Source organism: Pseudomonas sp. MF08831, from assembly GCF_059862645.1.
Genome location: NZ_JCBCUX010000012.1, coordinates 134,576 through 160,914, shown reverse-complemented (window position 1 = coordinate 160,914; position 26,339 = coordinate 134,576). Strand labels below are relative to the sequence as shown.

General features: G+C 60.4%; 24 protein-coding genes. 9 read left to right on the top strand and 15 right to left on the bottom strand.

Annotated elements, in window-relative coordinates; all coding sequences use genetic code 11:
• Nucleotides 1-45: 45 nt before the first annotated feature.
• The 3 genes from betA to betI form a co-directional block, all read right to left on the bottom strand.
• Entirely contained in the window at nt 46-1,749 is a 1,704-nt protein-coding gene (gene betA / locus AC19YS_RS23110) for a choline dehydrogenase (RefSeq protein ID WP_119737535.1), read from the bottom strand.
• Between the two features lie 135 nt (nt 1,750-1,884).
• The gene (gene betB / locus AC19YS_RS23105; RefSeq protein ID WP_106575609.1) at nt 1,885-3,357 is read right to left on the bottom strand and encodes a betaine-aldehyde dehydrogenase; all 1,473 of its coding nucleotides are present in this window, start codon (nt 3,355-3,357) and stop codon (nt 1,885-1,887) included.
• 110 nt (nt 3,358-3,467) lie between these two features.
• On the bottom strand, nt 3,468-4,061 hold the full coding sequence (betI, locus tag AC19YS_RS23100) for a transcriptional regulator BetI (RefSeq protein ID WP_500602727.1): 594 nt from the start codon (nt 4,059-4,061) through the stop codon (nt 3,468-3,470).
• Between the two features lie 391 nt (nt 4,062-4,452).
• On the opposite strand from betI, the gene AC19YS_RS23095 reads away from it, so the two are divergent.
• A complete protein-coding gene (locus AC19YS_RS23095; RefSeq protein WP_500602736.1) occupies nt 4,453-6,387 on the top strand; it encodes a BCCT family transporter in 1,935 nt (644 codons plus the stop codon).
• A gap of 97 nt (nt 6,388-6,484) precedes the next feature.
• Here AC19YS_RS23095 and choV read toward each other — a convergent pair whose 3' ends face one another.
• The 3 genes from choV to AC19YS_RS23080 all read right to left on the bottom strand — a co-directional run bounded on the left by choV (nt 6,485) and on the right by AC19YS_RS23080 (nt 9,519).
• Nucleotides 6,485-7,663 (bottom strand): choline ABC transporter ATP-binding protein, encoded by a 1,179-nt coding sequence (gene choV / locus AC19YS_RS23090; protein WP_106575606.1) that lies wholly within the window; start codon nt 7,661-7,663, stop codon nt 6,485-6,487.
• Nucleotides 7,660-8,505 carry a choline ABC transporter permease subunit gene (choW, locus tag AC19YS_RS23085; RefSeq protein WP_015886271.1) on the bottom strand — a complete coding sequence of 282 codons (846 nt, stop codon included), beginning with the start codon at nt 8,503-8,505 and terminating at the stop codon, nt 7,660-7,662. The genes choV and choW overlap by 4 nt, the downstream gene beginning before the upstream one ends.
• 66 nt (nt 8,506-8,571) lie before the next feature.
• Complete coding sequence (locus tag AC19YS_RS23080; RefSeq protein ID WP_106575605.1) at nt 8,572-9,519, bottom strand: choline ABC transporter substrate-binding protein; 948 nt, start codon at nt 9,517-9,519, stop codon at nt 8,572-8,574.
• 210 nt (nt 9,520-9,729) lie between these two features.
• On the opposite strand from AC19YS_RS23080, the gene AC19YS_RS23075 reads away from it, so the two are divergent.
• From AC19YS_RS23075 to gbdR, 3 genes are all read left to right on the top strand, one after another.
• Nucleotides 9,730-9,882, top strand: coding sequence for a hypothetical protein (locus tag AC19YS_RS23075; protein WP_500602726.1), 153 nt, complete (start codon nt 9,730-9,732; stop codon nt 9,880-9,882).
• Nucleotides 9,883-9,933: 51 nt separating this feature from the next.
• Nucleotides 9,934-11,310 carry an L-serine ammonia-lyase gene (locus tag AC19YS_RS23070; protein WP_124418628.1) on the top strand — a complete coding sequence of 459 codons (1,377 nt, stop codon included), beginning with the start codon at nt 9,934-9,936 and terminating at the stop codon, nt 11,308-11,310.
• 499 nt (nt 11,311-11,809) lie between these two features.
• Nucleotides 11,810-12,913 (top strand): choline metabolism transcriptional regulator GbdR, encoded by a 1,104-nt coding sequence (gene gbdR / locus AC19YS_RS23065; RefSeq protein ID WP_005792167.1) that lies wholly within the window; start codon nt 11,810-11,812, stop codon nt 12,911-12,913.
• A gap of 105 nt (nt 12,914-13,018) precedes the next feature.
• On the opposite strand, the gene AC19YS_RS23060 is transcribed toward gbdR, so the two are convergent.
• The 6 genes from AC19YS_RS23060 to AC19YS_RS23035 form a co-directional block, all read right to left on the bottom strand.
• Complete coding sequence (locus AC19YS_RS23060) at nt 13,019-13,282, bottom strand: hypothetical protein (RefSeq protein WP_106575603.1); 264 nt, start codon at nt 13,280-13,282, stop codon at nt 13,019-13,021.
• Nucleotides 13,283-13,649: 367 nt separating this feature from the next.
• Nucleotides 13,650-14,810 (bottom strand): gamma-butyrobetaine dioxygenase, encoded by a 1,161-nt coding sequence (locus AC19YS_RS23055; RefSeq protein WP_500602724.1) that lies wholly within the window; start codon nt 14,808-14,810, stop codon nt 13,650-13,652.
• Nucleotides 14,811-14,819: 9 nt separating this feature from the next.
• Complete coding sequence (locus tag AC19YS_RS23050) at nt 14,820-15,299, bottom strand: thioesterase family protein (protein WP_124418626.1); 480 nt, start codon at nt 15,297-15,299, stop codon at nt 14,820-14,822.
• Between the two features lie 118 nt (nt 15,300-15,417).
• Nucleotides 15,418-16,383, bottom strand: a complete 966-nt coding sequence (locus AC19YS_RS23045) for an L-carnitine dehydrogenase (protein ID WP_119737551.1) — start codon at nt 16,381-16,383, stop codon at nt 15,418-15,420.
• Nucleotides 16,384-16,547: 164 nt separating this feature from the next.
• Nucleotides 16,548-17,435, bottom strand: a complete 888-nt coding sequence (gene cdhC / locus AC19YS_RS23040) for a 3-dehydrocarnitine:acetyl-CoA trimethylamine transferase CdhC (protein WP_179676557.1) — start codon at nt 17,433-17,435, stop codon at nt 16,548-16,550.
• A 77-nt stretch (nt 17,436-17,512) separates the two neighbouring features.
• Nucleotides 17,513-18,457 carry a choline ABC transporter substrate-binding protein gene (locus AC19YS_RS23035; RefSeq protein ID WP_106575598.1) on the bottom strand — a complete coding sequence of 315 codons (945 nt, stop codon included), beginning with the start codon at nt 18,455-18,457 and terminating at the stop codon, nt 17,513-17,515.
• Nucleotides 18,458-18,651: 194 nt separating this feature from the next.
• Here AC19YS_RS23035 and AC19YS_RS23030 point away from each other — a divergent pair, with 194 nt between their 5' ends.
• The gene (locus tag AC19YS_RS23030) at nt 18,652-19,596 is read left to right on the top strand and encodes a GlxA family transcriptional regulator (protein ID WP_500602723.1); all 945 of its coding nucleotides are present in this window, start codon (nt 18,652-18,654) and stop codon (nt 19,594-19,596) included.
• A 68-nt stretch (nt 19,597-19,664) separates the two neighbouring features.
• Nucleotides 19,665-20,831, top strand: a complete 1,167-nt coding sequence (locus AC19YS_RS23025) for an AAA family ATPase (protein WP_106575596.1) — start codon at nt 19,665-19,667, stop codon at nt 20,829-20,831.
• 124 nt (nt 20,832-20,955) lie between these two features.
• On the opposite strand, the gene AC19YS_RS23020 is transcribed toward AC19YS_RS23025, so the two are convergent.
• Genes AC19YS_RS23020 through AC19YS_RS23010 form a run of 3 tightly spaced genes read right to left on the bottom strand, consistent with a single transcriptional unit; the run spans nt 20,956 to nt 22,334 of the window.
• A complete protein-coding gene (locus AC19YS_RS23020; RefSeq protein ID WP_106575595.1) occupies nt 20,956-21,372 on the bottom strand; it encodes a DUF3010 family protein in 417 nt (138 codons plus the stop codon).
• Nucleotides 21,373-21,409: 37 nt separating this feature from the next.
• Complete coding sequence (locus AC19YS_RS23015; RefSeq protein ID WP_106575594.1) at nt 21,410-21,892, bottom strand: hypothetical protein; 483 nt, start codon at nt 21,890-21,892, stop codon at nt 21,410-21,412.
• 40 nt (nt 21,893-21,932) lie between these two features.
• A complete protein-coding gene (locus AC19YS_RS23010; protein WP_119737558.1) occupies nt 21,933-22,334 on the bottom strand; it encodes a lysozyme inhibitor LprI family protein in 402 nt (133 codons plus the stop codon).
• A 218-nt stretch (nt 22,335-22,552) separates the two neighbouring features.
• Here AC19YS_RS23010 and AC19YS_RS23005 point away from each other — a divergent pair, with 218 nt between their 5' ends.
• The 3 genes from AC19YS_RS23005 (at nt 22,553) to dgcA (ending at nt 26,215) form a co-directional block, all read left to right on the top strand.
• On the top strand, nt 22,553-23,530 hold the full coding sequence (locus AC19YS_RS23005; protein WP_119737560.1) for a dipeptidase: 978 nt from the start codon (nt 22,553-22,555) through the stop codon (nt 23,528-23,530).
• Between the two features lie 77 nt (nt 23,531-23,607).
• The gene (locus tag AC19YS_RS23000; protein ID WP_106575592.1) at nt 23,608-24,138 is read left to right on the top strand and encodes a DUF5943 domain-containing protein; all 531 of its coding nucleotides are present in this window, start codon (nt 23,608-23,610) and stop codon (nt 24,136-24,138) included.
• A gap of 16 nt (nt 24,139-24,154) precedes the next feature.
• The gene (dgcA, locus tag AC19YS_RS22995; RefSeq protein ID WP_119737562.1) at nt 24,155-26,215 is read left to right on the top strand and encodes a dimethylglycine demethylation protein DgcA; all 2,061 of its coding nucleotides are present in this window, start codon (nt 24,155-24,157) and stop codon (nt 26,213-26,215) included.
• Nucleotides 26,216-26,339: the final 124 nt, after the last annotated feature.

Here is a 26,339-nt window from a genome sequence, read left to right as displayed (position 1 = left end):
TGTGGGAGGGGGCTTGCCCCCGATAGGAGCGCCGCGGTGTATCAGTTACTGCGCGGTCGGGCCCACTTCACGCATTGGTTTGCCACGCACCGGCGCATCGCCTGCCACGTAGTAATCCGCAGTGCTGCGCGGCAGCGGCTGACGGCCACGGATCTTGTCGGCGATTTTTTCGGCGATCATGATCGTCGGCGCGTTCAGGTTACCGGTGGTGATGATTGGCATGATCGACGCATCCACAACGCGCAGACCCTGCATGCCATGCACACGGCCTTCGCCATCCACCACAGCCATCTCGTCGGTGCCCATCTTGCACGAGCAGGACGGGTGGAACGCGGTTTCGGCGTGCTCGCGGATGAACTTGTCGAGTTGCTCATCGGTTTGCACTTCAATACCCGGGCTGATTTCGCGGCCACGGTATTGGTCGAGTGCCGGCTGTTGCATGATTTCACGGGTCAGGCGGATGCCGTCACGGAATTCCTGCCAGTCCTGCTCGGTGGCCATGTAGTTGAAGAGGATGCTCGGGTAATCCCGTGGGTTCTTCGACTTCAATTGCACGCGGCCACGGCTTGGCGAACGCATGGAACCCATGTGCGCCTGGAAACCGTGCTCTTTCACACCGTTGCTGCCGTTGTAGTTAATCGCCACCGGCAGGAAGTGGTACTGGATGTTCGGCCATTCGAATTCCGGGCGCGAACGGATAAAACCGCCGGCCTCGAACTGGTTGCTGGCGCCGATGCCAGTGCCGTTGAACAGCCACTCGGCACCGATGGCCGGTTGGTTGTACCAGAGCAGCGACGGGTACAGCGACACTGGCTGGGTGCAGGCATATTGCAGGTACAGTTCCAGGTGGTCCTGCAGGTTTTCGCCGACGCCTGGCAGGTCGTGAACCACCGGGATGTCGAGGCTTTCGAGCAGCTTGGCCGGGCCGACGCCGGAGCGTTGCAGCAGTTGCGGCGACGCGATTGCGCCGCTGCACACCAATACTTCTTTACGCGCACGGGCTTCAACGCGCTCTTCGGCGGCGCCGATCAGGTAACGCACGCCAACGGCACGCTTGCCTTCAAACAAGACTTTGTCGGTGAGGGCGTGGGTGACGATGGTCAGGGTCGAACGCTTTTTAGCCGTGTCCAGGTAACCGCGTGCGGTGCTGGCGCGACGGCCTTTAGGCGTGACGGTACGGTCCATCGGGCCGAAGCCTTCTTGCTGGTAGCCGTTCAAGTCGTCGGTGCGCGGGTAACCGGCCTGCACGCCGGCTTCAACCATGGCGTGGAACAATGGGTTGTTGCCGGCCTTAGGCGTGGTCACGCTGACCGGGCCATCGCCACCGTGGTAGTCGTTCGGGCCGATGTCGCGGGTTTCGGCTTTACGGAAATACGGCAGGCAGTCGAGGTAAGTCCAGTTTTCCAGACCTGGCAGCTTCGACCAGTTGTCGTAGTCCATCGCGTTGCCACGGATGTAGCACATGCCGTTGATCAGCGAGGAGCCGCCCAGGCCCTTGCCGCGACCGCATTCCATCCGGCGACCGTCCATGTGCGGCTCTGGATCGGTTTCGTAGGCCCAGTTGTAGCGACGGCCTTGCAGCGGGAACGCCAGCGCGGCCGGCATTTGGGTACGGAAGTCAAAACGGTAATCCGGGCCGCCGGCTTCCAGCAGCAGGACGGTGACGCCTTCGTCTTCGGTCAGACGGGTCGCCAGGGTGTTACCGGCGGAGCCGGCACCCACAATGATGTAATCGTATTCTTGGGACATAAATGCACCCTCTTTGAAGTGTGGTCAGGTCGGGCCTCATCGGGGGCGAGCCCCCTCCCACAGGGGACTGCATGCCAAATGTGGGAGGGGGCTTGCCCCCGATGGCGGCCTCGCAGGCAATCCAACGCTTGGGTGTTAGAACACCGAGGCGTAGTCGCCCAGCTCAACCTGTACCGATTTGATGCGGGTGAAGTTGTTCAGCGAGCTGATGCCGTTCTCACGGCCCACACCGGATTGCTTGTAGCCACCGACCGGCATCTTGGCGTCGGATTCGCCCCAGGCGTTGATCCAGCAGATACCCGCTTCCAGCTGATGAATCACGCGGTGAGCGCGGTTCAGGTCTTTGGTGACCAGGCCAGCAGCCAGGCCGAAGTCGGTGTCGTTGGCGCGGCGGATCACTTCTTCTTCGGTTTCGTAAGTGAGGATGCTCATCACTGGGCCGAAGATTTCTTCACGGACGATGGTCATCTCGTCGGTGCAGTCGGTGAACACGGTCGGGGCCACGTAGGCGCCTTTGGCGAAGTTGCCATCGGTCAGACGGTCGCCGCCGCACAGGACGCGGGCGCCTTCTTCCTTACCTTTGGCGATGTAGCCGAGCACGCTTTCCATATGGGCGAAGCTGACCAGCGGGCCGAAGTTGGTGTTCTCGTCTTGCGGGTCGCCAATGCGGATGCGCGCAACACGCTCAACGATCTTGGCTTCGAAGGCCGCTTGCAGGTGCTTGGGCACGAACACGCGAGTGCCGTTGGTGCAGACCTGGCCGGAGCTGTAGAAGTTGGCCATCATCGCGATGTCGGCCGCGCGATCCAGGTCGGCGTCTTCGAACACGATCAGTGGCGACTTGCCGCCCAGTTCCATGGTCACTTCTTTGAGCGAAGAGCTCGAAGCGCTGGCCATGACTTTCTTGCCGGTGTCGGTGCCGCCGGTGAACGAGACTTTCTCGATGCGCGGGTGCTCGGTCAGCCAGGTGCCGACTTCACGGCCGCTGCCGGTCAGGACGTTGAACACGCCAGCCGGCACGCCAGCTTCGGTGTAGATCTCGGCCAGTTTCAGGGTGGTCAGCGAGGTGACTTCGCTTGGCTTGAAGATCATCGCGTTACCGGCAGCCAGGGCCGGTGCGGATTTCCACAGGGCGATCTGGATCGGGTAGTTCCACGCGCCGATACCGGCGACCACGCCCAGCGGCTCGCGGCGGGTGTAGACGAACGAGGTATCGCGCAGTGGGATCTGCTCGCCTTCGATGGCCGGCACCAGGCCTGCGTAGTATTCCAGCACGTCGGCGCCGGTGACGATGTCGACGTATTGGGTTTCGGAGAAGGCTTTACCGGTGTCCAGGGTTTCCAGCGCGGCCAGCTCATCGTTGCGCTCGCGCAGGATGTCGACGGCACGGCGCAGGATGCGCGAACGCTCCATGGCGGTCATCGCGGCCCAGATTTTCTGGCCTTTTTCGGCGCTGACCACGGCACGTTCAACGTCTTCCTTGGTAGCACGTTGCACTTGGGCGAGAACTTCACCGTTAGCCGGGTTGATGGCTTCGAAGGTGGCATCGCTGCCAGCGTCGCTGTAGCCGCCGTCAATGTAGAGTTTTTGCAGTTCGAAACGGGCCATAAAGTCCTCGCAAGTGCATAAGTGGTTGGCGTTACCCGCCGCCGGTGAGCCATGGGGTTTCTGGCAACACTGAGCGGCAGACGTTCAGGGGTTGAGCGGTTATGTGTGCTCTAACTCACCTGTTTGGCCAATTGGAAATCCATGTATTCGTAAGCGATCCGTTGCGCCTGCTCCGTGTCGAAAGCGTCTCCCGACAGGGCGCCGCGCAACCACAAACCGTCGATCAAAGCCGCCAGGCCCCGGGCTGCGCTGCGTGCATCTTCCAGCGGCAGCACTCGGCGAAACTGGCAGCACAGGTTGGAATACAGACGGTGATCGTTGATCCGCTGCAGCCTGTGCAATGCCGGGTGGTGCATGCTGGTTGCCCAGAAGGCCAGCCAGGTTTTCATCGCCGGGCCGTTGACTTGGCTGGCGTCGAAGTTGCCGCCGATGATCACCTGCAGGTGGGCACGGGGGCTGTCGTCTTTTAACGCTTGCCGGCGTTCGTGGACGTTCTCGATCAGCACATTCATCAAGTACCGCATCGTCGCGGCGATCAGGCCATTCTTGTCCTGAAAGTAGTGACTGATGATGCCGTTCGAGACGCCGGCCAAACGGGCGATCAGCGCAATGCTGGCATCTCCCATTCCGACCTGATCGATGGCCGTCAAAGTGGCTTCGATCAACTGCTGGCGGCGTATGGGTTGCATACCGACCTTGGGCATGTAGCACCTCTCCTTAGGCCTGCCGGTGGGCGATAAACGTCCGTCGGCTTGAAGGCCAGTCTATTTTGTTTTGATTGAACGTTCAATCAACAAAGAATAAGATCTGCGACAAATGGTCGCGACCTGCAGATATTTCCTACCTGTGAGCCACTGCCTCTGACACCTGCAAAAACCCTTGAAACAGGCCGTATCAGGGCCTGGCCACTGCTTCGGCGCGGCTCAAGAATTTTCGGGGTGTCTTTATAACACCCGTCCGTCGACTGCCGAAAAATCGATGTCCCGGGATAACCGTTGCCTTGTGTTTCTCTCTCGCACTGCCTGGAGCATCTGCGCCATGAGTTCTGCCTCTCTTATAAAGACCCCGCCGGAAAAGGTCCGGGTCAACGGTTGGGTGTTCTACACCTCCACCGCGCTCATTCTGTTGTTGACAGCCATTCTGATCATCGCCCCGCAGGAGGCCGGGCGCATGCTCGGCGTAGCACAGGCGTGGCTGTCGAAAAGCTTCGGCTGGTACTACATGGTGGTCATCGCTGCCTACCTCGTGTTTGTGGTCGGCCTGGCGTTTTCGTCCTACGGCAAGTTGAAACTGGGCAGCAAGGACGACACCCCGGACTTCAGCTACGGCGCCTGGGCCGGCATGCTGTTCTCGTCGGGCATCGGCATCTCGCTGTTGTACTTCGGTGCCTCGGAGCCTTTGGACCACTACTTCAACCCGCCCGAAGGCACGGCCGCCAGCAATGGCGCGGCACGCCAGGCGTTGCAACTGACGTTCCTGCACTGGGGCCTGCACGGCTGGGCGATTTATGCGCTGGTCGGCCTGGCCGTGGCGTACTTCGCGTATCGCCATAACCAGCCCCTGGCCTTGCGTTCGGCGCTGTACCCGCTGGTGGGCGAGCGTTGGGTGAAGGGCGCGGCCGGCCACGCGGTGGACGGTTTCGGCATGTTCGTGACCCTGCTGGGCCTGGTGACCAACCTGGGGATTGGCTCGATGCAAGTGTCGTCGGGGCTTGAAAACCTGTTCGGCATGGCGCACAGCAACACCAACCTGTTGATCGTGATCATCGTGATGAGCACCGTGGCGACCATCGCTGCCGTGTCGGGTGTGGAGAACGGCATTCGCCGCCTCTCCAACCTCAACATCGTGCTGTTCAGCGGCTTGCTGATCTTTGTGCTGCTGTTCGGCCCCACCCTGCACCTGCTCAATGGCTTGGTGCAGAACACCGGCGACTACCTCAACGGTATCGTGCTGAAAACCTTCGACCTGTATGTGTACGAAGGCGACGCCGACAAAACCGAGCGCTGGATGGGCCTGTGGACGCTGTTCTACTGGGCCTGGTGGATTTCCTGGGCGCCGTTTGTGGGCATGTTCATCGCGCGTATTTCCCGTGGCCGCACCGTGCGTGAACTGGTGGCCGGCGTGCTGCTGATCCCGCTGGGCTTCACCTTGGCGTGGTTGTCGATCTTCGGTAACTCGGCGCTGGACCTGGTGCTCAACCACGGTGCCGTGGAGTTGGGCAAGACGGCGCTGGAACAACCGTCGATGGCCATCTACCAATTGCTGGAGCATTACCCTGCGTCGAAAATCGTGATCGGCGTGTCGATCTTCGTGGGCTTTGTGTTGTTCCTGACCCCGGCGGATTCCGGCGCGGTGATGATGGCCAACCTGTCGTGCAAAGGCGGCAATGTGGACGAAGATGCGCCGCACTGGCTGCGGATCTTCTGGTCGGTCGTGATCACCCTGGTGACCATCGGCCTGCTGTTTGCCGGCAACTTCGAAGCCATGCAAACCATGGTGGTGCTGGCGGGGCTGCCGTTCTCGGTGGTGCTGATTCTGTTCATGTTCGGTTTGCACAAGGCCATGCGCCAGGACGTGGCCATCGAACAGGAGCAAGCGCAATTGGCTGAGCGTGGCCGCCGTGGTTTCAGCGAGCGTTTGACTACCCTGGACCTGCAACCGAGCCAGGCCACCGTGCAGCGCTTTATGGACAAGCACGTAACGCCGGCCTTGGAAGAGGCGGCGACGGCGCTGCGTGAGCAAGGGCTGGAAGTGCAGACCTTGTTGGGCAAATCCAAGCGTTGCATCGGTGTGCGCATCGAGATGGAAGAGGGCAACCCGTTTGTCTATGAAGTGAGCCTGGATGCGTATTCGTCGGCACCGAGCGACTTGCCCGAAGAAGAGCGCACACGTTACTACCGGGCCGAGGTCTACCTGCACAACGGACCTCAAGAGTACGACCTGATGGGCTTTACCCAGGAACAGATCACCCGGGACGTGCTCGATCAGTTTGAAAGCCATCGGCAGCTCCTTGGCCGTGTCTATAGCTGATAGTTAATCCGAGTGGCGCCTTCCCTGGCGCCGCTGTTTCAAGATTGGAATGGGGTCAAATGTAGGACCCAGTTCATTCAGCCGATCTGTGCACTGCTCAGCCCAGGTTCTTGCCTAGCAGGGCATGGTAAAGCTCGCTGTCCCCCAAAATTCCCACCACCTGGTTGTTGTTATGCAGCACCAGTTTGTTCCCGGTGTGATAACGAATCTGCAACGCATCGCGCATGCCGATATTGGAGTCCACCAGCGTCGGTACCCGGCCCAACCCTTCCACGGCTTGCCCCGGTGCCCAGTTCTGCAGGTTCATCACCGCTCCATTCTGGCGGGCGCCCTGGATCGTGTTGCCTTCGGCCAGGTCCAGCCAGGAATCGCCGCCCGGATCGAGGCACACCGAGCCGTTGACCCGCGTGCAGTTGTCCAGCGTGCGCATCAGGCTGCGGCCGCACAGCACGTTCAGCGGGTTGGTATGGGCGACGAAGGTGCGCACATAGTCATCCGCCGGGTTCAGCACGATCTCTTCCGGCACGCTGTACTGGATGATCTTGCCGTCTTTCATGATTGCGATGCGGCTACCCAATTTGAGCGCCTCATCGAGGTCGTGGCTCACGAACACAATGGTCTTGCTCAGCTTGCGTTGCAGCTCCAGCAGTTCATCCTGCAGGCCTTGGCGAATGAGTGGGTCGAGGGCTGAGAAAGGTTCGTCCATCAGCAGGATATCGGCGTCCATTGCCAACGCGCGGGCCAGGCCGACGCGCTGCTGCATGCCGCCGGACAGCTCGTCGGGCTTCTTGTTACGCCATTGGGCCAGGCCCACCAGCTCGAGCTTTTCATCCACCAGCGCGCGGCGTTCTTTCTCCGGACGGCCCTGCATCTCAAGGCCGAAGCTGATGTTTTCACGCACCGTCAGCCACGGCATCAATGCGAACTTCTGGAACACCATGGCGATGCGCTTGGTGCGCATCATTTTCAGCTCGGCCGGGGTGCACGACGCAATGTCGATCTGGCGACCTTCATGCTCCACAAACAGCTGGCCACGGCTGACGGTGTTGAGGCCATTGATACAACGCAGCAAGCTGGATTTGCCGGAACCGGACAGGCCCATCAGCACGCAGATTTCGCCTTTCTCGATGTCCAGGCTGGCTTTTTCAACGCCGACAATCTGCCCGGTCTTTTTCAGGATTTCGTTGCGGTGCATGCCCTGGTCAAGCAGCTTGAGGGCTTCGCGCGGGTCTTTGGAGAAGATCACATCGACATTGTCGAATCGGATAATGCTCATGCATCACCCCCTACTTTGGCGTCGGGTTGTTTGCAGATGCGGTCGAGCATGATGGCCAGCAACACGATTGCCAGGCCGGCTTCAAAGCCCAGGGCGATGTCGGCGGTGTTGAGTGCGTTGACCACCGGCTTGCCGAGGCCGTCAGCGCCTACCAGGGCCGCGATTACCACCATCGACAACGACAGCATGATGCATTGGGTAATGCCGGCGGCAATGCTCGGCATGGCGTGGGGCAGTTCAATGCGTGAGAGCAACTGACGGCGCGAGCAGCCAAAGGCCTTGCCGGCGTCCATCAATTCTTGCGGCACATCGCGGATGCCCAGGTAGGTGAGGCGGATCGGCGCGGCAATCGCGAACACCACCGTGGAAATCAGCCCGGGCACCACACCCAGCCCGAAGAGGGTCAGGGTAGGGATGAGGTAGACGAAGGTCGGCACGGTCTGCATCAGATCGAGCACCGGCCGCATCAGGGTGTAGAACATCGGTTTGTGCGCGGCAACAATGCCCAGCGGCACGCCAATGACCACGCAGACCAGGGTGGCGAACAGCACCTGCGCGAGGGTTTCCATGGTTTCCTGCCAGTACCCCAGGTTCAGGATCAGCAGGAAGGAGGCGATGACAAATACTGTCAGGCCCCATTTGCGTTGAATGAAGTGAGCGAGTAGCGCAATCAGACCGATCAATGCCAGCGGATTGAACCAGGTCAGCGCAAACGTCACGCCGTGGATCATCGTTTCCAGGGTCGATGCGATTGCGTCGAAGTAGTTGGCGCCGTGTTGGGTCAACCATTCGACGAAGGCAGCGATGTACTGGCCTAGTGGGATTTTCTGTTCAGTCAGCATGGTAGTGAATGTCCACATGCGAAGGGGAAAACATCCCGGGCCAGCGCACCGGCCCGGGGTCAGCGATTACTTGTCCAGGTAAGCTTTGACCGCCTCCAAACCGGGTTTGCCATCCACGGTGGTCACACCGGCCAGCCAGGTGTCGAGCACTTGTGGGTTCTTCTTCAGCCAGGCTTTGGCTGCGGCGTCGGGCTTCATCTTGTCGTCGAGGACGTTACCCATCAGGGTGCTTTCCATGTTCAAGGTGAACGACAGGTTTTTCAGCAATTGGCCAACGTTGCTGCATTCCTGGGTGTAGCCCTTGCGAACGTTGGTGTAGATGGTGGCCTGGCCGTAGTTGGGGCCGAACGAGTCATCGCCACCGGTCAGGTACTTCATCTTGAAGCGGGTGTTCATCGGGTGCGGTTCCCAGCCCAGGAACACGATGGCCTGGTCACGCTTGGAGGCGCGTTCCACTTGCGAGAGCATCCCGGCTTCGCTGGACTCGACCACTTTGAAGCCGGCGGTTTTCAGGCCGAAGGCGTCTTTGTCGATGAGGGTCTGGATGGTGCGGTTGCCGTCGTTGCCCGGCTCGATGCCGTAGATCTTGCCGCCCAGTTCATCCTTGAATTTGACGATGTCGGCGAAGTCTTTCAGGCCCTTGTTGTACAGCGCCTCCGGGACCGCCAGGGTGTACTTGGCGTTTTCCAGGTTGGCGCGCACGGTTTCCACGGTGCCGGCATCACGGTACTGCTTGATGTCGTTTTCCATGGTCGGCATCCAGTTGCCGAGGAAGATGTCCATGTTCTTGCCGTCGGCCAGTGACTTGTAAGTCACCGGTACCGAAATCATCGTGGTGCGCGGCTTGTAGCCCAGGCCCTTGAGGACTTCGCTGGTGGTCGCGGTAGTCACGGTAATGTCGGTCCAGCCGACATCGGAGAAGTTGACGGTCTTGCACTGTTCCGGTTCTGCAGCGTGTGCCAGGACTGGCAGACTCAGCATGGCGGCCAACAACAACGAGGGTGAACCTTTCATCGGGGTAGACTCCTGTGTCTTTTCTGGCGGCATTCGCCGCGCTTTATAAGTGTTGCGGTTGGGGCGTGCATCGCGGCGACGGCACGGTGCCTTGCAAACGAGTCGAGACTGATCATGTACCAGTGAAAATCTGACGCCTACAGGGGGCGTCGTATCCAGTACAGGGATGGTCGTATCCAGTGTCGGTGACGTCGCTTACAGGTTTTTCCAATGGCAAAACCGCAGTTTTTACCAATCTGCACCGCTAAAAACGGCCAAAACGCCCGATCGCACGGGAGCGACGCTGGTGAGCATGGTTACGTCGGTGTGAAACGCCGTGAGGGCAAGCAAAAGCTTGATGATGCCGCCATCTGGGCGATCTGAGCGTAGCACCTCGTTCAAGCCTGGCCGTGCTTATCGAGGAGTTCTACCGCAATGGCTATCAGTGTTTTCGACCTGTTCAAGATCGGCATCGGGCCTTCTAGTTCTCACACCGTCGGCCCCATGCGCGCCGCGGCGTTGTTCGTCCAGGCATTACGTGAACGTGAACTGTTGGAACAGGTCAGGCGCGTTGAAGTTCAGCTGTACGGCTCATTGTCGGCCACCGGTATCGGCCACGGCAGCGACACCGCCACCATCATGGGCCTGATGGGCGAGTGGCCGGACGCAATCGACCCGGCGCACATCGGCTTGCGTATTCACACCCTGCGCGAGACCGACACGCTCTTGCTCGACGGCCGCCTGCCGGTGCCCTTCGTCTGGGCGCGCGACATGCGCCTGCTCGACGAAAACCTGCCGTTTCACCCTAACGCCATGACCCTTGTGGTGTTCGGCGATGACGGCGAGCTGCACCGCGATACCTACTATTCGGTCGGCGGCGGTTTTGTGGTGGACCAGGCCCAGGCGCAAAGCGGCGTGGCTGACATGGACCGTACCGAGCTGCCGTATGATTTTTCCAGCGCTGTAGAGCTGTTGCAGCTGTGCAAAACCCATAACCTGCGCGTGGCCGAGTTGATGCTGGCCAACGAAAAGACCTGGCGCAGCGAAGAAGAAATCCGCAGCGGCCTGATGAAGCTCTGGCGCGCCATGCAGGATTGCGTGGAGCAGGGCCTCAAGCACGAAGGCATCTTGCCGGGTGGTTTGAACGTGCGGCGCCGCGCCGCCAAGTTGCACCGCAGCTTGCAGGAGTTGGGCAAGCCGAACGTGATTGGCTCGACCTTGAGCGCGATGGAGTGGGTCAACCTGTTCGCCCTGGCGGTGAATGAGGAAAACGCAGCGGGTGGGCGCATGGTCACCGCACCGACCAATGGCGCGGCGGGGATCATCCCGGCGGTGCTGCACTACTTCATGAAATTCAGCGACGAGGTCACCGAAGCCAACGTGGTCGACTATTTGCTCAGCGCGGCGGCCGTGGGAATTTTGTGCAAAAAGAACGCCTCGATTTCCGGCGCCGAAGTCGGCTGCCAGGGTGAAGTGGGTTCGGCGTGCGCCATGGCCGCGGCGGGGCTGGCGGAAATTCTTGGCGCCACGCCGGAACAATTGTGCAACGCCGCCGAAATCGGCCTGGAACACAACCTCGGCCTGACCTGCGACCCGGTGGGCGGGCTGGTGCAAGTGCCGTGCATCGAGCGCAATGCGATTGCGGCGGTGAAAGCGATCAACGCCGCGCAAATGGCCCTGCGTGGGGATGGCCAGCACTTCATCTCCCTGGATCGGGTGATCCGCACCATGCGCGATACCGGCGCGGACATGCATGACAAGTACAAAGAAACCTCGCGGGGCGGGTTGGCGGTGAGTGCGGTTGAGTGTTGATCCAGTGATACCGCCATCGCAGGCAAGCCAGCTCCCACAAGGGAATGCATTCCAAATGTGGGAGCTGGCTTGCCTGCGATAGCGTTAGTTGCAGCAACACTGCTCATAAAGTGAACACCCGGATCCAAAAGCGCCACCTTTTAGCGCGTCGCAAACAGATAAGTAGCCCCCAAACGATTTCCCGTCCGCCCACCGGGTTCCCGTGCGTGCGGTGACAGACGTTTCCTACGCCCGCAAAGCGCCTTCCCACAAGTGCTACCGATCTGCTCACACCCTGTGAGCGGGCGCGCTCCGACGTCCTTTTCGGGGCCTATCCCGCACTTCCCACGCGGGCTTATATAGACGCGTCATCAGGTCGTTTTCAGGAGTTATTGAATGGCCATTCAATTTTAGGCATGGCATTTGCTCTATCAATTCAAAGCCTCTCCTTTCCAGGGTGAGCGCAATAACAAGAGCCTCGCCTGAGGCCATCACCCGCTTTGTGTGAGGAGATACCGCGATGACGTCGTTCAACTCCGGGGCTCAACCCCAGAACCGTGCGCCTCAATCCATCGGCTTTTTGCTGCTGGACAATTTCACGCTGATTTCCCTGGCCTCGGCAGTGGAACCCCTGCGCATGGCCAACCAGCTGTCCGGCCGCGAGCTGTATCGCTGGACAACCCTGAGTGTCGACGGAAACCAGGTGTGGGCCAGCGACGGTCTGCAAATCACCCCCGATGCCTCCATGCACAAAGCCCCGGCCCTGGACACTGTGATCGTGTGCGGCGGCGTGGGAATCCAGCGTACCGTTACCCGTGAGCACGTGTCGTGGCTGCAAAGCCAGGCGCGTCAGTCGCGTCGTCTTGGCGCGGTGTGCACCGGCAGTTGGGCCTTGGCCTGCGCCGGTTTGCTCGACGGTTTTGATTGCAGCGTGCACTGGGAATGCCTGGCGTCGATGCAGGAAGCCTTCCCGCGCGTGGCCATGAGCACGCGCCTGTTCACCCTCGACCGCAATCGCTTCACCAGCTCCGGCGGCACCGCGCCGCTGGACATGATGCTGCACTTGATCAGCCGCGACCACGGCCGTGAACTGTCCGCCGCCATCTCCGAAATGTTTGTGTACGAACGCATCCGCAACGAACAGGATCACCAGCGCGTGCCGCTCAAGCACATGCTTGGCACCAACCAGCCGAAGCTGCAGGAAATCGTCGCGCTGATGGAAGCCAACCTCGAAGAGCCGATCGACCTGGATGAGCTGGCGGTGTACGTCGCCGTGTCGCGTCGTCAGTTGGAGCGGCTGTTCCAGAAATACCTGCACTGCTCGCCGTCGCGTTATTACCTGAAGCTGCGCCTGATTCGTGCGCGGCAACTGCTCAAGCAAACGCCGATGTCGATCATCGAAGTGGCCTCGGTGTGCGGGTTTGTGTCCACGCCGCACTTCTCCAAGTGCTACCGCGAATACTTCGGCATTCCGCCGCGCGATGAGCGCGTGGGGTCCAACACCACCCAGCAAGTGGCGATGATGCCGATTCCACAGGCGCTGGTGTTGTCACCGTTGTCCGGGCCGATGTCGGCGTTGAGCCAGGCCAGGAATGAGTCGACGTTTGCGAGTGTGAGGCTCTAGACCGAGTCGGCTTCATCGCAGGCAAGCCAGCTCCCACATTCGACAGCATTTCAAAGATGGAACTCGGTCAAATGTGGGAGCTGGCTTGCCTGCGAAAGCGATCTATCAGGCGCCAGAGTTCTGCTTGAACTGCACCAACGCCGGCAACAACTGCTTATCGATCGCCTGGCGCACCGCCGGCAAGATCGTCGCACTGCCGGTGTACATCTGTTCCACCATGCCCTTGAGCGCCTTGGCCCGTGCAGCGCTCAAACCACGTACCGCGCACTCGCAAGCCTGCTCGGCGGTGGCACCGCTGGAGACTTCAAAACCCAGCGAGCGCAGTTGGCCCAGCAGGTCATCCTGGTCAATCAAATCCGCGTGCATCATGACGTTCATCCTGGTGTAGGGAGCGGGGACTGACTGGGATTCTGGTAGGCCCCTGGCCGGTCGGCAAGGGCAGAATTGACGAATGGCTCATATGGCTATGAGCAGGTCGTTTTCGGGTCATTTACCGACAGAAGTAATAGGCACACTGAATGCCAGGCACGCACCTTGAAGGTTTGGTCACCCTCGGGATGTCACGCTCACACCAAGCACTCTGCCCCGATCCAGTCACGGCTTGATCGGGGCTTTTTTTGCCTGGGGTTGGTGGTGATTGCACTGGCCTCTTCGCGAGCAAGCCCGCTCCCACATTTTGAATTGTGAACGCAGTCCAATGTGGGAGCGGGCTTGCTCGCGAAGGGCGCACCTCGGTTTACCTTTGCAACACCAATATCCTGGACAGCAACTCATCCCGGTCAATGTAACAACCCTGAAAATGCCGCGCCCCGGAAGCCGGGTCAAACGCATTGCGCGCATGCAAGGTGCGGCGGTTATCAAAGCACCACAACTCCCCCGGATTCAGCCGTTTGACCAGCCTGAAACGGTCCTCGCGGGTCATCGCAATAAAGCGCCGATACGCGCGATACAACAACGGCATCTGCTCCACCGGCGCCTCGAACGGCCCGCGCAGAAAGTTGGCCATGCGGATCTCCGCCACGTCACCCAAGGCATCCAGCGCAATGATCGGCGCCAGGCGGCGATAGTCGCTGTGACGGTCTTTATTGCGAAACTCCACGGGGATTTCACACAACGCACGAAACGCTTCAGGGTCTTCGCTGCGCAGTGCATGGGCGATGGCGAACCCATCGACAAAAATGCTCTCGCCGCCCGTGGCCTCGTTCACCAGGCAATGCAGAAATTGCAGCCCCGGTTGCAGCTCGCGCGTTGGCAAATCGCTGTGCAACGGCAGGTTAAAGGCGGTGTACGCATTGCTGTCAGCATCGGCCTTGGACTGCACGTTGAACAGCACACCGAAGTTGCTCTCGCGGATAAACGAAATGCGCTTGGCGATCAGCGCCAGCGAGCCAGGTTCGGTGGGCACGCCACGGATTTGCGTGAGGCCCGAGTCACGCAAGGCCAGCAACCATTGCAGCAGGATGTTCGGGTCTTGCATCACGGCCGCGTAGTCGAAAACGGGCAACACGAAGGTGCTGTCCCATCGCTGCGATGCGGGCTTGGCTGCACGGCGTTCGGCGCGTGATTCGTCGTCATAGGCATGGGCCCGCAACCAGCCCGGATCGTAATGGCTGCGATGGCCGCCGCTCCATTGCACACTCAGGCATCCCTGATCGATATGCGCGCTGACGGCAGTCAGGTGTTCGTCGACATCGACAATCTCGAGCACCTGCTCGCGGGTCACGCTGTACACGCATTGCGCGCACGGGCAGTTGTCGCGCAGCCACTGATGATGAAACGGGCTCACCCGCCCATCGGCCCATTGCACGCGTAGCTGATCGGTCAGCACCTGCACCTCGGCGAGGTCGCTGATCGTTGGGTAGGTACGAAAATCGGCAACAGCGGCGGCGGTTTGCATGGTGGCTCCTTATTGTTTTTTGGGCGGCAATCCAATCACGCGGCCGAGGAGGGCGGGGCGCGCCAACTCGGCCTGCTGCGCGCTGATCGCGGTGAGTTTTGCCAGGGTGGTCTCGGTAAACGGCGCCGAATGCGGACCGGCGAGATCGACGTGTAGCAACATCTGTTCGTTGCCCGCCAATTCCTTCTCGTCGCCCACCAGGTGCAGGCTGTGATAGAGGTGCAGGCGCTTGGCATCGTGGGCGATCAGCTGAGTGCGCACCTCTACCTCGGCACCGAGTTTCACCTCATGCAGGTAGTTCAGGTGCAGTTCCAAAGTGAACAGTGAATGGCCGCTGGCCTCACGGTTTTCACTGTCCAAACCCAGGGTGTCCATCAGTGCGTCGGTGGCGTAGCTGAAGATCAGCAGGTAGAACGCATCGCGCAGGTGGCCGTTGTAATCCACCCACTCGGGCTGGATTTTGGTGGTGTAGGTGGTCAATGCAGGCATGTCTGGGATTCCAGGTCATTAATCGGTCAACTGTGGGAGCGGGCTTGCCTGCGATGGCGGCGGTGAGTCGTACACCGCTGTCGCAGGCAAGCCAGCTCTCACAGGAAATCAACAGCCGTTACTCAGCGAAGCTCATACCGTGTTTGGCTTTGGTGGTCTTCACCGCCTCAAGCACCGCCAACAGGCAATCATCACGATAGCGTTCCAGCGCCGAAATGCTGTGTGTGCCCAACTGCTCACTGGTGCCATCGACCACATCGTCGATCAACTTGTCGGTCAACTCCGGTGCCGGCAAATACGTCCACGGCAACTGCAGCGCCGGGCCGAACTGCGCCATGAAGTGGCGCATACCGGCATCGCCGCCCGCCAGCGTGTAGGTGAGGAAGGTGCCCATGAACGACCAGCGCAAGCCGGCGCCAAAGCGGATCGCATCGTCGATTTCACCGGTGGTCGCCACGCCGTCATTCACCAGGTGCAGCGCCTCACGCCACAGCGCTTCGAGCAAGCGGTCAGCGATAAACCCCGGCACTTCCTTACGCACGTGCAACGGGCGCATGCCAAGGGATTCATACACCTTGATCGCCGCCTGAATCGCTTCGGGCGCAGTGTTTTGGCCGCCCACCACTTCCACCAGCGGCAGCAGGTAAACCGGGTTGAACGGGTGGCCGACCACGCAGCGTTCCGGGTGGGTGGAACCTTCGTAGAACTCACTCGGCAACAGACCCGAAGTACTCGACCCAATCAGTGCATTCGGCTTGGCCGCCGCGCTGATTTTGCTGTGCAGTTCCAGTTTCAGCTCCAGGCGTTCCGGGGCGCTTTCCTGGATGAAGTCGGCGTCTTTCACGCACGCTTCAATGGTGGTGACAAAGCGCAGGCGGTCTTGAGACGCACCCGGTGCCAAACCTTGTTTCTCCAACGCGCCCCAGGCGTTGGCGACGCGCTTGCGCAGGGCCGCTTCGGCGCCGGGCGCGGGGTCCCAGGCGACCACATCCAGGCCGTGGGCGAGGGCGCGAGACACCCAGCCGCTGCCGATAACGCCGCTGCCGAGGGCGGCGAAGGTTTTGATTTCAGTGATAAAGCGCATGGCAATTTCCTAAAGTATTCGCAAATTCTGTGTGAGGAACCGGTTCAAATGTGGGAGCGGGCTTGCTCGCGAAGGCGGTGTGTCAGTTGTTGCATTCGGTGACTGATACACCGCCTTCGCGAGCAAGCCCGCTCCCACCTTTTCAATTCGGTTTCGGCAGGAAGTTAGCCGCGCTTGGTCAGGCCCATCTTGATTCGACCTTGCGCCGGGGTCATGACCCGCGCGCCGAGGCGGCTGAGGATTTCACTGGCGCGTTCCACCAGTTGGCCGTTGGTGGCGAGCACGCCCTTGTCCAGCCACAGGTTGTCTTCCAGGCCGACGCGCACGTTGCCGCCCAGCAGCACCGCTTGGGCCGCCATCGGCATTTGCATACGGCCGATACCAAAGCCGGCCCACACCGCATCGGCGGGCAGGTTGTCGACCATGGCTTTCATCGTGGTGGTGTCGGCCGGCGCGCCCCAGGGGATGCCCAGGCACAGTTGGAACAGCGGGTTGTCGAGCAAACCTTCCTTGATCATCTGCTTGGCGAACCACAGGTGGCCGGTGTCGAAAATTTCCAGCTCGGCCTTCACGCCCAGCTCCTGGATACGCTTGGCGCCAGCACGCAGCTGGGCCGGGGTGGAGACGTAAATGGTGTCGCCATCACCAAAGTTCAGCGTGCCGCAGTCCAGGGTGCAGATTTCCGGCAGCAGCTCTTCCACGTGCGCCAGGCGCGTCAGCGGGCCGACCAGGTCGGTGTTGGGGCCGAACGCCATCGGGTTTTCGCCGCCGCCGATTTCCAGGTCGCCGCCCATGCCGGCAGTAAGATTGACGATGATGTCGATGTCGGCCTCGCGGATGCGCTCCATCACTTCGCGGTACAGCGCGACGTCGCGGCTGAATTTTCCGGTTTGCGGGTCACGCACGTGGCAGTGCACCACGGTGGCACCCGCCTTGGCGGCTTCCACGGCGGCGGCGGCGATTTGTTTGGGCGTGACCGGCACGTGTGGGCTTCTGCCGGTCGTGTCGCCAGCACCGGTGAGTGCGCAGGTGATGATGACGTCGTGGTTCATGAGTCGGTTCCTTACAGGCGGGCGTAGTGATGCCGCTCGCAGCCAACAGCGGCTGCGACGCGGTGATTCGGATCAGGTTATTGGCTGGTCAATTGCAGGTTGGCTGCGGCCGGTTTGCCATCGAAGGTGGTCACGCCTTCAAGCCAGCGCTGCTGGTCCTGCGGATGGTCCTTGAGCCACTGCCTGGCGGATTCGAGCGCGTCTTTGTGATCCAGCAACGGCTGCATCATTCGGCTTTCGTCGGCGGCGGTGAAGGTCAGGTTGGTCAGCAGCTTATGCACGTTCGGGCATTGTTCGGCGTAGGTCGGCGAAGTGACGCTCCACACCGTGGCCATGCCTTCGTTCGGGCCCAGGGCGTCGTCGCTGCCGGTGAGGTAGGTCATGGCAACGTTGACGTTCATCGGGTGTGGCGCCCAGCCAAAGAACACCACGGCTTCCTTGCGGCGTACCGCGCGGTCGACGGCGGCGAGCATGCCGGCTTCGCTGGACTCCACCAGCTGGAATTTGCCCAGGCCGAACTGGTTCTTGGCGATCATCGCCTTGATCTGGGTGTTGGCGCCCGAACCTGGCTCGATGCCATAGATCTTGCCGCCCAGTTCTTTCTCGAACCTGGCGATGTCGGCGAAGGTTTTCAGGCCCTTGTCCGCTAGGTAAGTCGGCACGGCGAGGGTGGCGCGCGCGTCTTCCAGGCTGGGTTTTTCCAGGACTTTGACTTGCTTGGCGTCCACAAATGGCGTGATGGTCTGGGTCATCAGCGGGTTCCAGTAACCCAGGAACAGGTCCAGGCGTTGGTCGCGAATGCCGGCGAAGATGATTTGCTGGGAGGCGCTGGTCTGTTTGGTCTTGTAGCCGAGGCCGTCGAGCAACACTTGGGTCATGGCGCTGGTGGCGATCACGTCGGTCCAGTTCACCACGCCCATGCGCACGTTCCGGCAAGATTCTGCATCGGCCGCGAGTACGCTGGTGCTCAAAATGGCGCTGGCGCTGAGTGCAAGCACGCAGCGGCTGATCAGTCGGTTCATGGTGGTTCCCTCGGCAGGTCGTTATTGTGGGTTCCGGCGTCTTTGTGCGCCGTGGCATCAAGTTACGTACCTTCGGGCTCGACAAAACGCACGGCGGCGACCCGCTCTTGCACTGCAGCGACCTGTGCTCTTGAATGGCCGGTTGAACTGGCGTATCACAGTGAACACGCTGCCCGTCTTACGAGAGCGCCACCATGTCCCAGGATTTCTATTTCTTGCTGATGCCGGGTTTCTCGGCCATCGGCTTTATCTCCGCGCTGGAACCGCTGCGTGTCGCCAACCGCTTTCGCGGCGAGCTGTACCGCTGGCACGTGCTGAGCGCCGATGGCGGCGCGGTATTGGCGAGCAATGGCATGTCGGTCAACGCCGACGCCGCATTGGAGCCGCTGAAAAAAGGCGCGACGCTGATGGTGGTCGCCGGCTTCGAACCCTTGAAGTTCACCACCCCTGCGCTGGAGCACTGGCTGCGCCGCCTCGACCACGACGGCGTCACCCTCGGCGCCATCGACACGGGCGCCTGTGTGCTCGCCGAGGCCGGCTTGCTCGATGGCCACCGCCTCACGCTGCATTGGGAAGCCATTGACGCCTTTAAGGAATCTTATCCACAGCTCACCGTGACCCAGGAGCTGTTCGAAATCGACCGTCGTCGCATCACGTGCGCGGGCGGCACGGCGTCCATCGACCTGATGCTCGACCTGATCGCCCAGGCCCACGGCCCGGACCTTGCGATCCAGGTTTCCGAGCAATTCGTACTCGGGCGCATCCGCCCACGCAAAGACCACCAGCGCATGCAGATCGCCACGCGTTACGGCATCAACAACAAGAAGCTGGTGCAAGTGATCGGTGAAATGGAACAACACACCGAACCGCCGCTGACCACCCTGGCACTGGCCGAGGCGATCAAAGTCACCCGGCGCCAGTTGGAGCGGTTGTTTCGTCTGCATTTGAACGACACGCCAAGCAACTTCTACCTCGGCCTGCGCCTGGAAAAAGCCCGGCAGCTATTGCGTCAGAGCGACATGAGTGTGCTGGAGGTGAGTATTGCGTGCGGGTTTGAGTCGCCTTCTTACTTCACGCGCAGCTATCGGGCGCGGTTTGCCAAGTGCCCAAGGGAGGATCGGCGACGAGAGATGGTTTGACGGGCAATTATAGTTAATTATACTCGCCACTATAATTTATAGTCCTTTCCATAATTGAGTATAAAAGCATGTCGAAGAACAGCGGCTTCGTGTTTCGCCGCCCCGCCCTGGCAAGCAGTATTGCCGACGGTTTGGTGGGGGCCGGTATTCAGGATTTTACCTCTGGCCTGTTTCTGGCGGCGCCGCGCCGCACCGGCAAAAGCACCTTTTTGCGTGAAGACCTGATCCCCGAGTGTCAGCTGCGGGGTTGGCTGGCGGTGTATGTCGATCTCTGGGCCGATAAAGAGAAAGATCCGGCGGAATTGATCGCCAGCGCCATTGCCGCTGCGCTGGTTCCCTTTGAGAAGGGCATTCGCAAATTGGCCAAGAACATTGGCATCGAGAAACTAAGCTTTCTGCGCACCCTGTCCTGGGACTTCACCAAGCCACAATTGCCCGTCGGTGCCACACTGACCCAAGCCCTGGAGTTGCTGCACAGCGCGGCGGAAAAACCTGTGGTGCTGGTGATTGACGAAGCCCAGCATGCTTTAACCACCGAGTCCGGTATCAACGCGATGTTCGCGTTGAAGGCCGCCCGGGATCAGCTCAACCAAGGCCGTGACGAGGAGGGCAGCGGCTTGCGCCTGGTGTTCACCGGTTCGAACCGCGACAAGCTGGCGCATTTGGTGTTGGGCAAAAGCCAGCCGTTCTTCGGCTCCAGTATCACGCCGTTTCCCTTGCTCGGCAAAGCGTTCACCCAAGCCTACACCGCGCACCTCAACGCGCATTTGGCCAGCACCAATCAGTTCGACGCCGCCGACATTGATGAGGCGTTTGAGTTGGTCGGCCGTCGCCCCGAGATGCTGCGCACCATCATCGGTGAGGTGGCGCTGGAACTGGGTGAGGCCAGCAACCTGGGCCAATTGCTGCACAGTCGCGCCGAATTCCTGCGCGCGGGCGTGTGGACGGAGTTCGAAAGTGCCTGGAACAACCTCACCGTCCCCCAGCGCGCTGTGCTGGAGGTGATGGTGGCGCGTTCGCAGAACAACGAACCCTTTGCGCCTTTTACCGACAGCACCCTCACGGCGGTCAGCAAGGCGCTGGAAGACATGGGCAGCGATGTGGTGCCGGGCACCCAGACCATACAGGCGTGCATTGATGCGCTGCGCGACAAGGAGCTGGTGTGGAAGTCGAGCCGTGGCGGGTATGCCCTGGAAGACAAGTCATTCGGGGATTGGCTGCTGCACAAGCGCTGAAGCGCACCACAATACCAATGTGGGAGGGGGCTTGCCCCCGATAGCGGTGGGTCAGCAGCCTATAAGTGACTGACACCCCGACATCGGGGGCAAGCCCCCTCCCACATTTGATATGCGTCGTGGTTTATTTTTTTACCAGCGCCGAGCACGCCGCTTTGTAAGCCTCGTGCTGATACTTGTTCAGCGAAGCCGGCAACTCAAAGTTGTGCTTCTTGTTCTGCGCATTGATGGTCTGCGGCGACAGCAGTGTCACCTCAACCCCCTCCAGCAACTGAAACACGCCTTCAATCTTGAACGTGGTCGGCCCACCGGCAAATTCGCCTTTCTTGCTGCGCTTCTTGATCGCGATGCGGGTGATGGCGTTTGCCTGCACAAACGCCTTCACCTGGGCGGCGAAGGCTTTGACGTTCGCCGCTTCATCGTCATCCTCAAGCGCGATTTTCTTGGTGGCCAGGGCGACGTGGGTCAGCGCCTGATTGTCCTGAGAGGCGACAGCAATGATGGCTTCGCTGCCTTTGATTTCGATGCCGCAGATAGTCATTCAATGGCCTATTAAAAATGGGGCTGAGTGGCGAGTATCAGTAATGCCGGTCTTCTTCTTGATGTTGATAGATCTGATGCGCCGTCCAGAACATCAGTATCGAGAACACCACCATCAGGCCGACGCTTACGCTCATGATGTAGAAGTTAGGCGAACTCGATTTAAAGTTCGCCTTGATGTTATGCACCGTCGGAAACCATTTTGAGTACACCACGGGGACCGGGCCGCCCACTTCGTAGCCAGGGTCGTCGACGTAGCTGCTGTTGTTCACCATGCCTTCGATGCGTTGGCCTTCATGCTCGAAGGCGTAATACACGTTGATGCTGGAGGCCCAGGCGCTGAGGCGTTCCAGTTGGGTGATGTGCCCGATGGTTTCGATGGGCGCCGCCTTTATCAGTGCAAAAGGTGCGCCCCGGCTCACCGACAAACTCAGCATCAGCGACAGTATCAGCATGGCCAAAAACAGCAGGGCGGCGCGCGTGTAGAGGAAATCCCTCTGCGCTTCGCGTGGGTAATACATGTGAATTCCTTTTCAATAATCCTTGGCGCTTGCAACCGGCTTATTCCTGGCCGATCGACTCCAAAAACTCCGACCGCTCATCACTCATCCGCGCCAGGCAGTCATTGAGTTGAATCGCGTATTCCTTGCTGCCGTTGACTGCCGGAAAGGTGTCCACTGCGCAATCGGCGTCACGCAGTTTTTCCCACTTTTGCTGAGCATCCTTCAGACGAGCGGTAATGTCGGCCAATTGCGACTTGTTGCTGCCATAGGTCGAACCCATGCGTTCCAGCAGGCCTTGATAGTTGTCTTTGAGCAATTGTTCGGCGGTGGTTTTGTTGTAAGTGGCGCATTCCAGGGTTTGTTTGTCGTTTTCGATGCCATCGCAGGGCGTGTTGTCGGTGTCTTCGGCCGCGTGGACGCCGGTTGCGATGAGTGCCAAAGCCAGGAAAATCGATTTCATTGCGCCGTCTCATTTCAGGTGATGCGGAATTCTGGCTCAAGCGTAAGACAAAGAACAGTCGTCAGTCAGACGTGTCATGTAGGCCTTTGTCGCGGATTGACGCTTTCGGCAATTCCCCTGTCGTTTTTGCACCCGGTTCGTTCAGCCCCTGGGCATATGCTGGCCCCAAAGCGCCGGCAGACGATTCGGCGCATGAATCGCCAATAAGGGGACGCCTGATGAGCCCAGCGCAATTGCACGCCGACAGCATCGTTATCGACGGGCTGATCATTGCCAAGTGGAACCGCGACCTGTTCGAGGACATGCGCAAAGGTGGGCTGACCGCCGCCAACTGTACCGTGTCGGTGTGGGAAGGCTTCCAGGCCACGATCAACAACATCGTGGCCAGCCAGACCCTGATCCGTGAGAACAGCGACCTGGTGATCCCGGTGAAAACCACCGCCGACATCCGCAAAGCCAAGGAACAGGGCAAAACCGGCATCATCTTCGGCTTCCAGAACGCCCATGCGTTTGAAGACCAGTTGGGCTACGTCGAGATCTTCAAGCAGCTCGGGGTTGGCGTGGTGCAGATGTGCTACAACACCCAGAACCTGGTGGGCACCGGTTGCTACGAGCGCGACGGCGGCCTGTCAGGCTTTGGCCGTGAGGTCGTCGGCGAGATGAACCGCGTCGGCATCATGTGCGACCTGTCCCACGTCGGCTCCAAAACCAGCGAAGAAGTCATCCTCGAATCGAAAAAGCCGGTGTGCTACTCCCACTGCCTGCCGTCCGGGCTTAAAGAGCACCCACGCAACAAGTCCGATGAAGAACTCAAGTTCATCGCCGACCACGGCGGTTTTGTTGGCGTGACCATGTTTGCGCCATTCTTGGCCAAGGGTATTGATTCGACTATCGACGACTACGCCGAAGCCATCGAATACACCATGAACATCGTCGGCGAAGACGCCATCGGCATCGGTACCGACTTCACCCAGGGCCATGGCCAGGATTTCTTCGAAATGCTGACCCATGACAAGGGCTACGCCCGCCGCCTGACCAGCTTCGGCAAGATCATCAACCCGCTGGGCATCCGCACCGTGGGCGAGTTTCCGAACCTCACCGAGACCTTGCTCAAGCGCGGCCACAGCGAGCGCGTGGTGCGCAAGATCATGGGCGAGAACTGGGTCAACGTCTTAAAGGACGTCTGGGGCGAATAAGCCACCGCCAACACTTCTTTTCCCCAGGCCATCCGGTGCCTGGGGCATTCAAACGAATTTTCTGGAGTTAAGTTTCCATGGCCAAGATCGCCCCGCAATTGCCTATCGAAGTCGACAGCGAAACCGGTGTCTGGACCTCCGACGCCCTGCCGATGCTGTACGTGCCGCGCCACTTTTTCGTCAACAACCACATGGGCATTGAAGAAGTCCTGGGCAGCGAGGCCTACGCCGAAATCCTCTACAAGGCTGGCTACAAATCCGCCTGGCACTGGTGTGAAAAAGAAGCTGAATGCCACGGCCTGGAAGGCGTCGCGGTGTTCGAACACTACATGAAACGCTTGTCGCAACGCGGCTGGGGCCTGTTCAAGATCCAGGACATCGACCTCGACAAAGGCACCGCCAGCGTCAAGCTCGAGCACTCGGCATTTGTCTACGTGTACGGCAAGGTCGGGCGCAAGGTCGACTACATGTTCACCGGCTGGTTTGCCGGCGCCATGGACCAGATTCTGCAGGCGCGCGGCAGCCAGATCCGCACCGTGGCCGAGCAAGTGTACGGAGGCTCCGAAGAGGGCCACGACGACGGCCTGTTCACCGTCAAGCCGCTGTAAGTCGAGGAACCGTGCCATGGCTTTCGAAGCAATGTTCGCGCCGATCCAGATCGGCAAACTGACCATCCGCAACCGCGTGCTCAGTACCGCCCACGCCGAGGTGTATGCCACCGACGGCGGCATGACCACCGACCGCTATGTGAAGTATTACGAAGAGAAAGCCAAGGGCGGGATCGGCCTGGCGATCTGCGGCGGTTCTTCCAGTGTGGCCATCGACAGCCCGCAAGGCTGGTGGAAATCGGTGAACCTGGCCGACGACCGCATCATCCCGCACTTCCAGAACCTGGCCGATGCCATGCACAAGCATGGCGCCAAGATCATGATCCAGATTACCCACATGGGCCGTCGCTCACGTTGGGACGGTGAGCATTGGCCCACGCTGCTGTCGCCGTCTGGCATCCGCGAGCCGGTGCACCGCGCCACCTGCAAAACCATCGAGCCGGAAGAAATCTGGCGCGTGATCGGCAACTACGCCAGCGCGGCGGCGCGCGCCAAGGCCGGAGGCCTGGACGGCGTGGAGTTGTCGGCGGTGCACCAGCACATGATCGACCAGTTCTGGAGCCCGCGCGTCAACAAGCGCACTGACGAATGGGGCGGTAGCTTCGAAAATCGCATGCGTTTCGGCCTTGAGGTATTGAAGGCTGTGCGGGCTGAGGTCGGCCCGGATTTCTGCGTCGGCATCCGCCTGTGCGGTGATGAATTTCACCCGGACGGCCTGTCCCACGAGGACATGAAACAGATCGCCAAGTATTACGACGACACCGGCATGTTGGACTTTATCGGTGTGGTCGGCTCGGGCTGTGATACCCACAACACCCTGGCCAACGTGATCCCGAACATGAGTTATCCACCGGAGCCGTTTTTGCACCTGGCCGCCGGCATCAAGGAAGTGGTCAAGGCCCCGGTGCTGCACGCGCAGAACATCAAGGACCCGAACCAGGCCACGCGCATTCTGGAAGGCGGCTACGTGGACATGGTCGGCATGACCCGTGCGCACATCGCCGACCCGCACCTGATCGCCAAGATCAAGATGGGCCAGATCGACCAGATCAAGCAGTGCGTCGGCGCCAACTATTGCATCGACCGCCAGTACCAAGGGCTGGACGTGCTGTGCATCCAGAACGCCGCGACCTCGCGTGAATACATGGGCGTGCCGCACATCATCGAGAAATCCACCGGGCCCAAACGCAAAGTCGTGGTGGTCGGTGCCGGGCCTGCCGGGATGGAAGCGGCCCGCGTCGCCGCCGAGCGTGGGCATGACGTGACGTTGTTCGAGAAGAAAGAGTTTATCGGCGGGCAAATCACCACTGCTTCCAAAGCGCCGCAGCGCGACCAGATTGCCGGGATCACGCGCTGGTTCCAGCTTGAGCTGGCGCGCCTGAACGTCGACCTGCGCCTGGGCGTGGCGGCGAACGCCGATGCGATCCTCGACTTGCGCCCGGACGTGGTGGTGCTGGCCGTCGGCGGGCACCCGTTCCTGGAGCAGAACGAACACTGGGGCGCAGCAGAAGGCCTGGTGGTCAGCAGTTGGGACGTGCTCGACGGCAAGGTCGCGCCGGGCAAGAACGTGCTGGTGTACGACACCATTTGTGAATTCACCGGCATGTCGGTCGCGGACTTTTTGGCGGACAAAGGCAGCCAGGTCGAAATCGTCACCGACGACATCAAGCCGGGCGTGGCCGTGGGTGGCACGTCGTTCCCGACCTACTACCGCAGCATGTACCCCAAAGAAGTGATCATGACCGGCGACATGATGCTGGAAAAGGTCTACCGCGAAGGCGACAAGCTGGTGGCGGTGCTGGAGAACGAATATACCGGCGCCAAGGAAGAGCGCGTGGTCGATCAAGTGGTGGTCGAGAACGGTGTGCGTCCGGATGAAGAGATCTACTACGCGCTCAAGCAGGGTTCGCGCAACAAAGGCCAGATGGACATCGAAGCGCTGTTCGCGATCAAGCCGCAGCCGTGCCTGAGCGAGCCGGGCGAGGGGTACTTACTGTTCCGCATCGGTGACTGTGTGGCGCAGCGTAATACCCACGCCGCGATCTATGACGCCCTGCGCCTGTGCAAGGATTTCTGACGAGGTGATCTCGGCCAAAAAGGTGGGAGGGGGCTTGCCCCCGATGGCGGCGGGCCAGGTGATACAGCTGTAGCTGACCCACCGCTTTCGGGGGCAAGCCCCCTCCCACATTCAGGCCAGTTTC

Bases quoted from the DNA above. Each gene is read 5' to 3' on its own strand.
- betA (WP_119737535.1), bottom strand. From the start codon at position 1,749: ATGTCCCAAGAATACGATTACATCATTGTGGGTGCCGGCTCCGCCGGT.
- dgcA (WP_119737562.1), top strand. From the start codon at position 24,155: ATGGCTTTCGAAGCAATGTTCGCGCCGATCCAGATCGGCAAACTGACC.
- choW (WP_015886271.1), bottom strand. From the start codon at position 8,505: ATGCTGACTGAACAGAAAATCCCACTAGGCCAGTACATCGCTGCCTTC.
- AC19YS_RS23055 (WP_500602724.1), bottom strand. From the start codon at position 14,810: ATGCAAACCGCCGCCGCTGTTGCCGATTTTCGTACCTACCCAACGATC.
- AC19YS_RS23045 (WP_119737551.1), bottom strand. From the start codon at position 16,383: ATGCGCTTTATCACTGAAATCAAAACCTTCGCCGCCCTCGGCAGCGGC.
- betB (WP_106575609.1), bottom strand. From the start codon at position 3,357: ATGGCCCGTTTCGAACTGCAAAAACTCTACATTGACGGCGGCTACAGC.
- AC19YS_RS23050 (WP_124418626.1), bottom strand. From the start codon at position 15,299: ATGCCTGCATTGACCACCTACACCACCAAAATCCAGCCCGAGTGGGTG.
- AC19YS_RS23020 (WP_106575595.1), bottom strand. From the start codon at position 21,372: ATGACTATCTGCGGCATCGAAATCAAAGGCAGCGAAGCCATCATTGCT.
- AC19YS_RS23010 (WP_119737558.1), bottom strand. From the start codon at position 22,334: ATGAAATCGATTTTCCTGGCTTTGGCACTCATCGCAACCGGCGTCCAC.
- gbdR (WP_005792167.1), top strand. From the start codon at position 11,810: ATGACGTCGTTCAACTCCGGGGCTCAACCCCAGAACCGTGCGCCTCAA.
- AC19YS_RS23035 (WP_106575598.1), bottom strand. From the start codon at position 18,457: ATGAACCGACTGATCAGCCGCTGCGTGCTTGCACTCAGCGCCAGCGCC.
- AC19YS_RS23060 (WP_106575603.1), bottom strand. From the start codon at position 13,282: ATGATGCACGCGGATTTGATTGACCAGGATGACCTGCTGGGCCAACTG.
- AC19YS_RS23030 (WP_500602723.1), top strand. From the start codon at position 18,652: ATGTCCCAGGATTTCTATTTCTTGCTGATGCCGGGTTTCTCGGCCATC.
- AC19YS_RS23000 (WP_106575592.1), top strand. From the start codon at position 23,608: ATGGCCAAGATCGCCCCGCAATTGCCTATCGAAGTCGACAGCGAAACC.
- AC19YS_RS23075 (WP_500602726.1), top strand. From the start codon at position 9,730: ATGGCAAAACCGCAGTTTTTACCAATCTGCACCGCTAAAAACGGCCAA.
- choV (WP_106575606.1), bottom strand. From the start codon at position 7,663: ATGAGCATTATCCGATTCGACAATGTCGATGTGATCTTCTCCAAAGAC.
- AC19YS_RS23080 (WP_106575605.1), bottom strand. From the start codon at position 9,519: ATGAAAGGTTCACCCTCGTTGTTGTTGGCCGCCATGCTGAGTCTGCCA.
- betI (WP_500602727.1), bottom strand. From the start codon at position 4,061: ATGCCCAAGGTCGGTATGCAACCCATACGCCGCCAGCAGTTGATCGAA.
- cdhC (WP_179676557.1), bottom strand. From the start codon at position 17,435: ATGAACCACGACGTCATCATCACCTGCGCACTCACCGGTGCTGGCGAC.
- AC19YS_RS23070 (WP_124418628.1), top strand. From the start codon at position 9,934: ATGGCTATCAGTGTTTTCGACCTGTTCAAGATCGGCATCGGGCCTTCT.
- AC19YS_RS23015 (WP_106575594.1), bottom strand. From the start codon at position 21,892: ATGTATTACCCACGCGAAGCGCAGAGGGATTTCCTCTACACGCGCGCC.
- AC19YS_RS23025 (WP_106575596.1), top strand. From the start codon at position 19,665: ATGTCGAAGAACAGCGGCTTCGTGTTTCGCCGCCCCGCCCTGGCAAGC.
- AC19YS_RS23005 (WP_119737560.1), top strand. From the start codon at position 22,553: ATGAGCCCAGCGCAATTGCACGCCGACAGCATCGTTATCGACGGGCTG.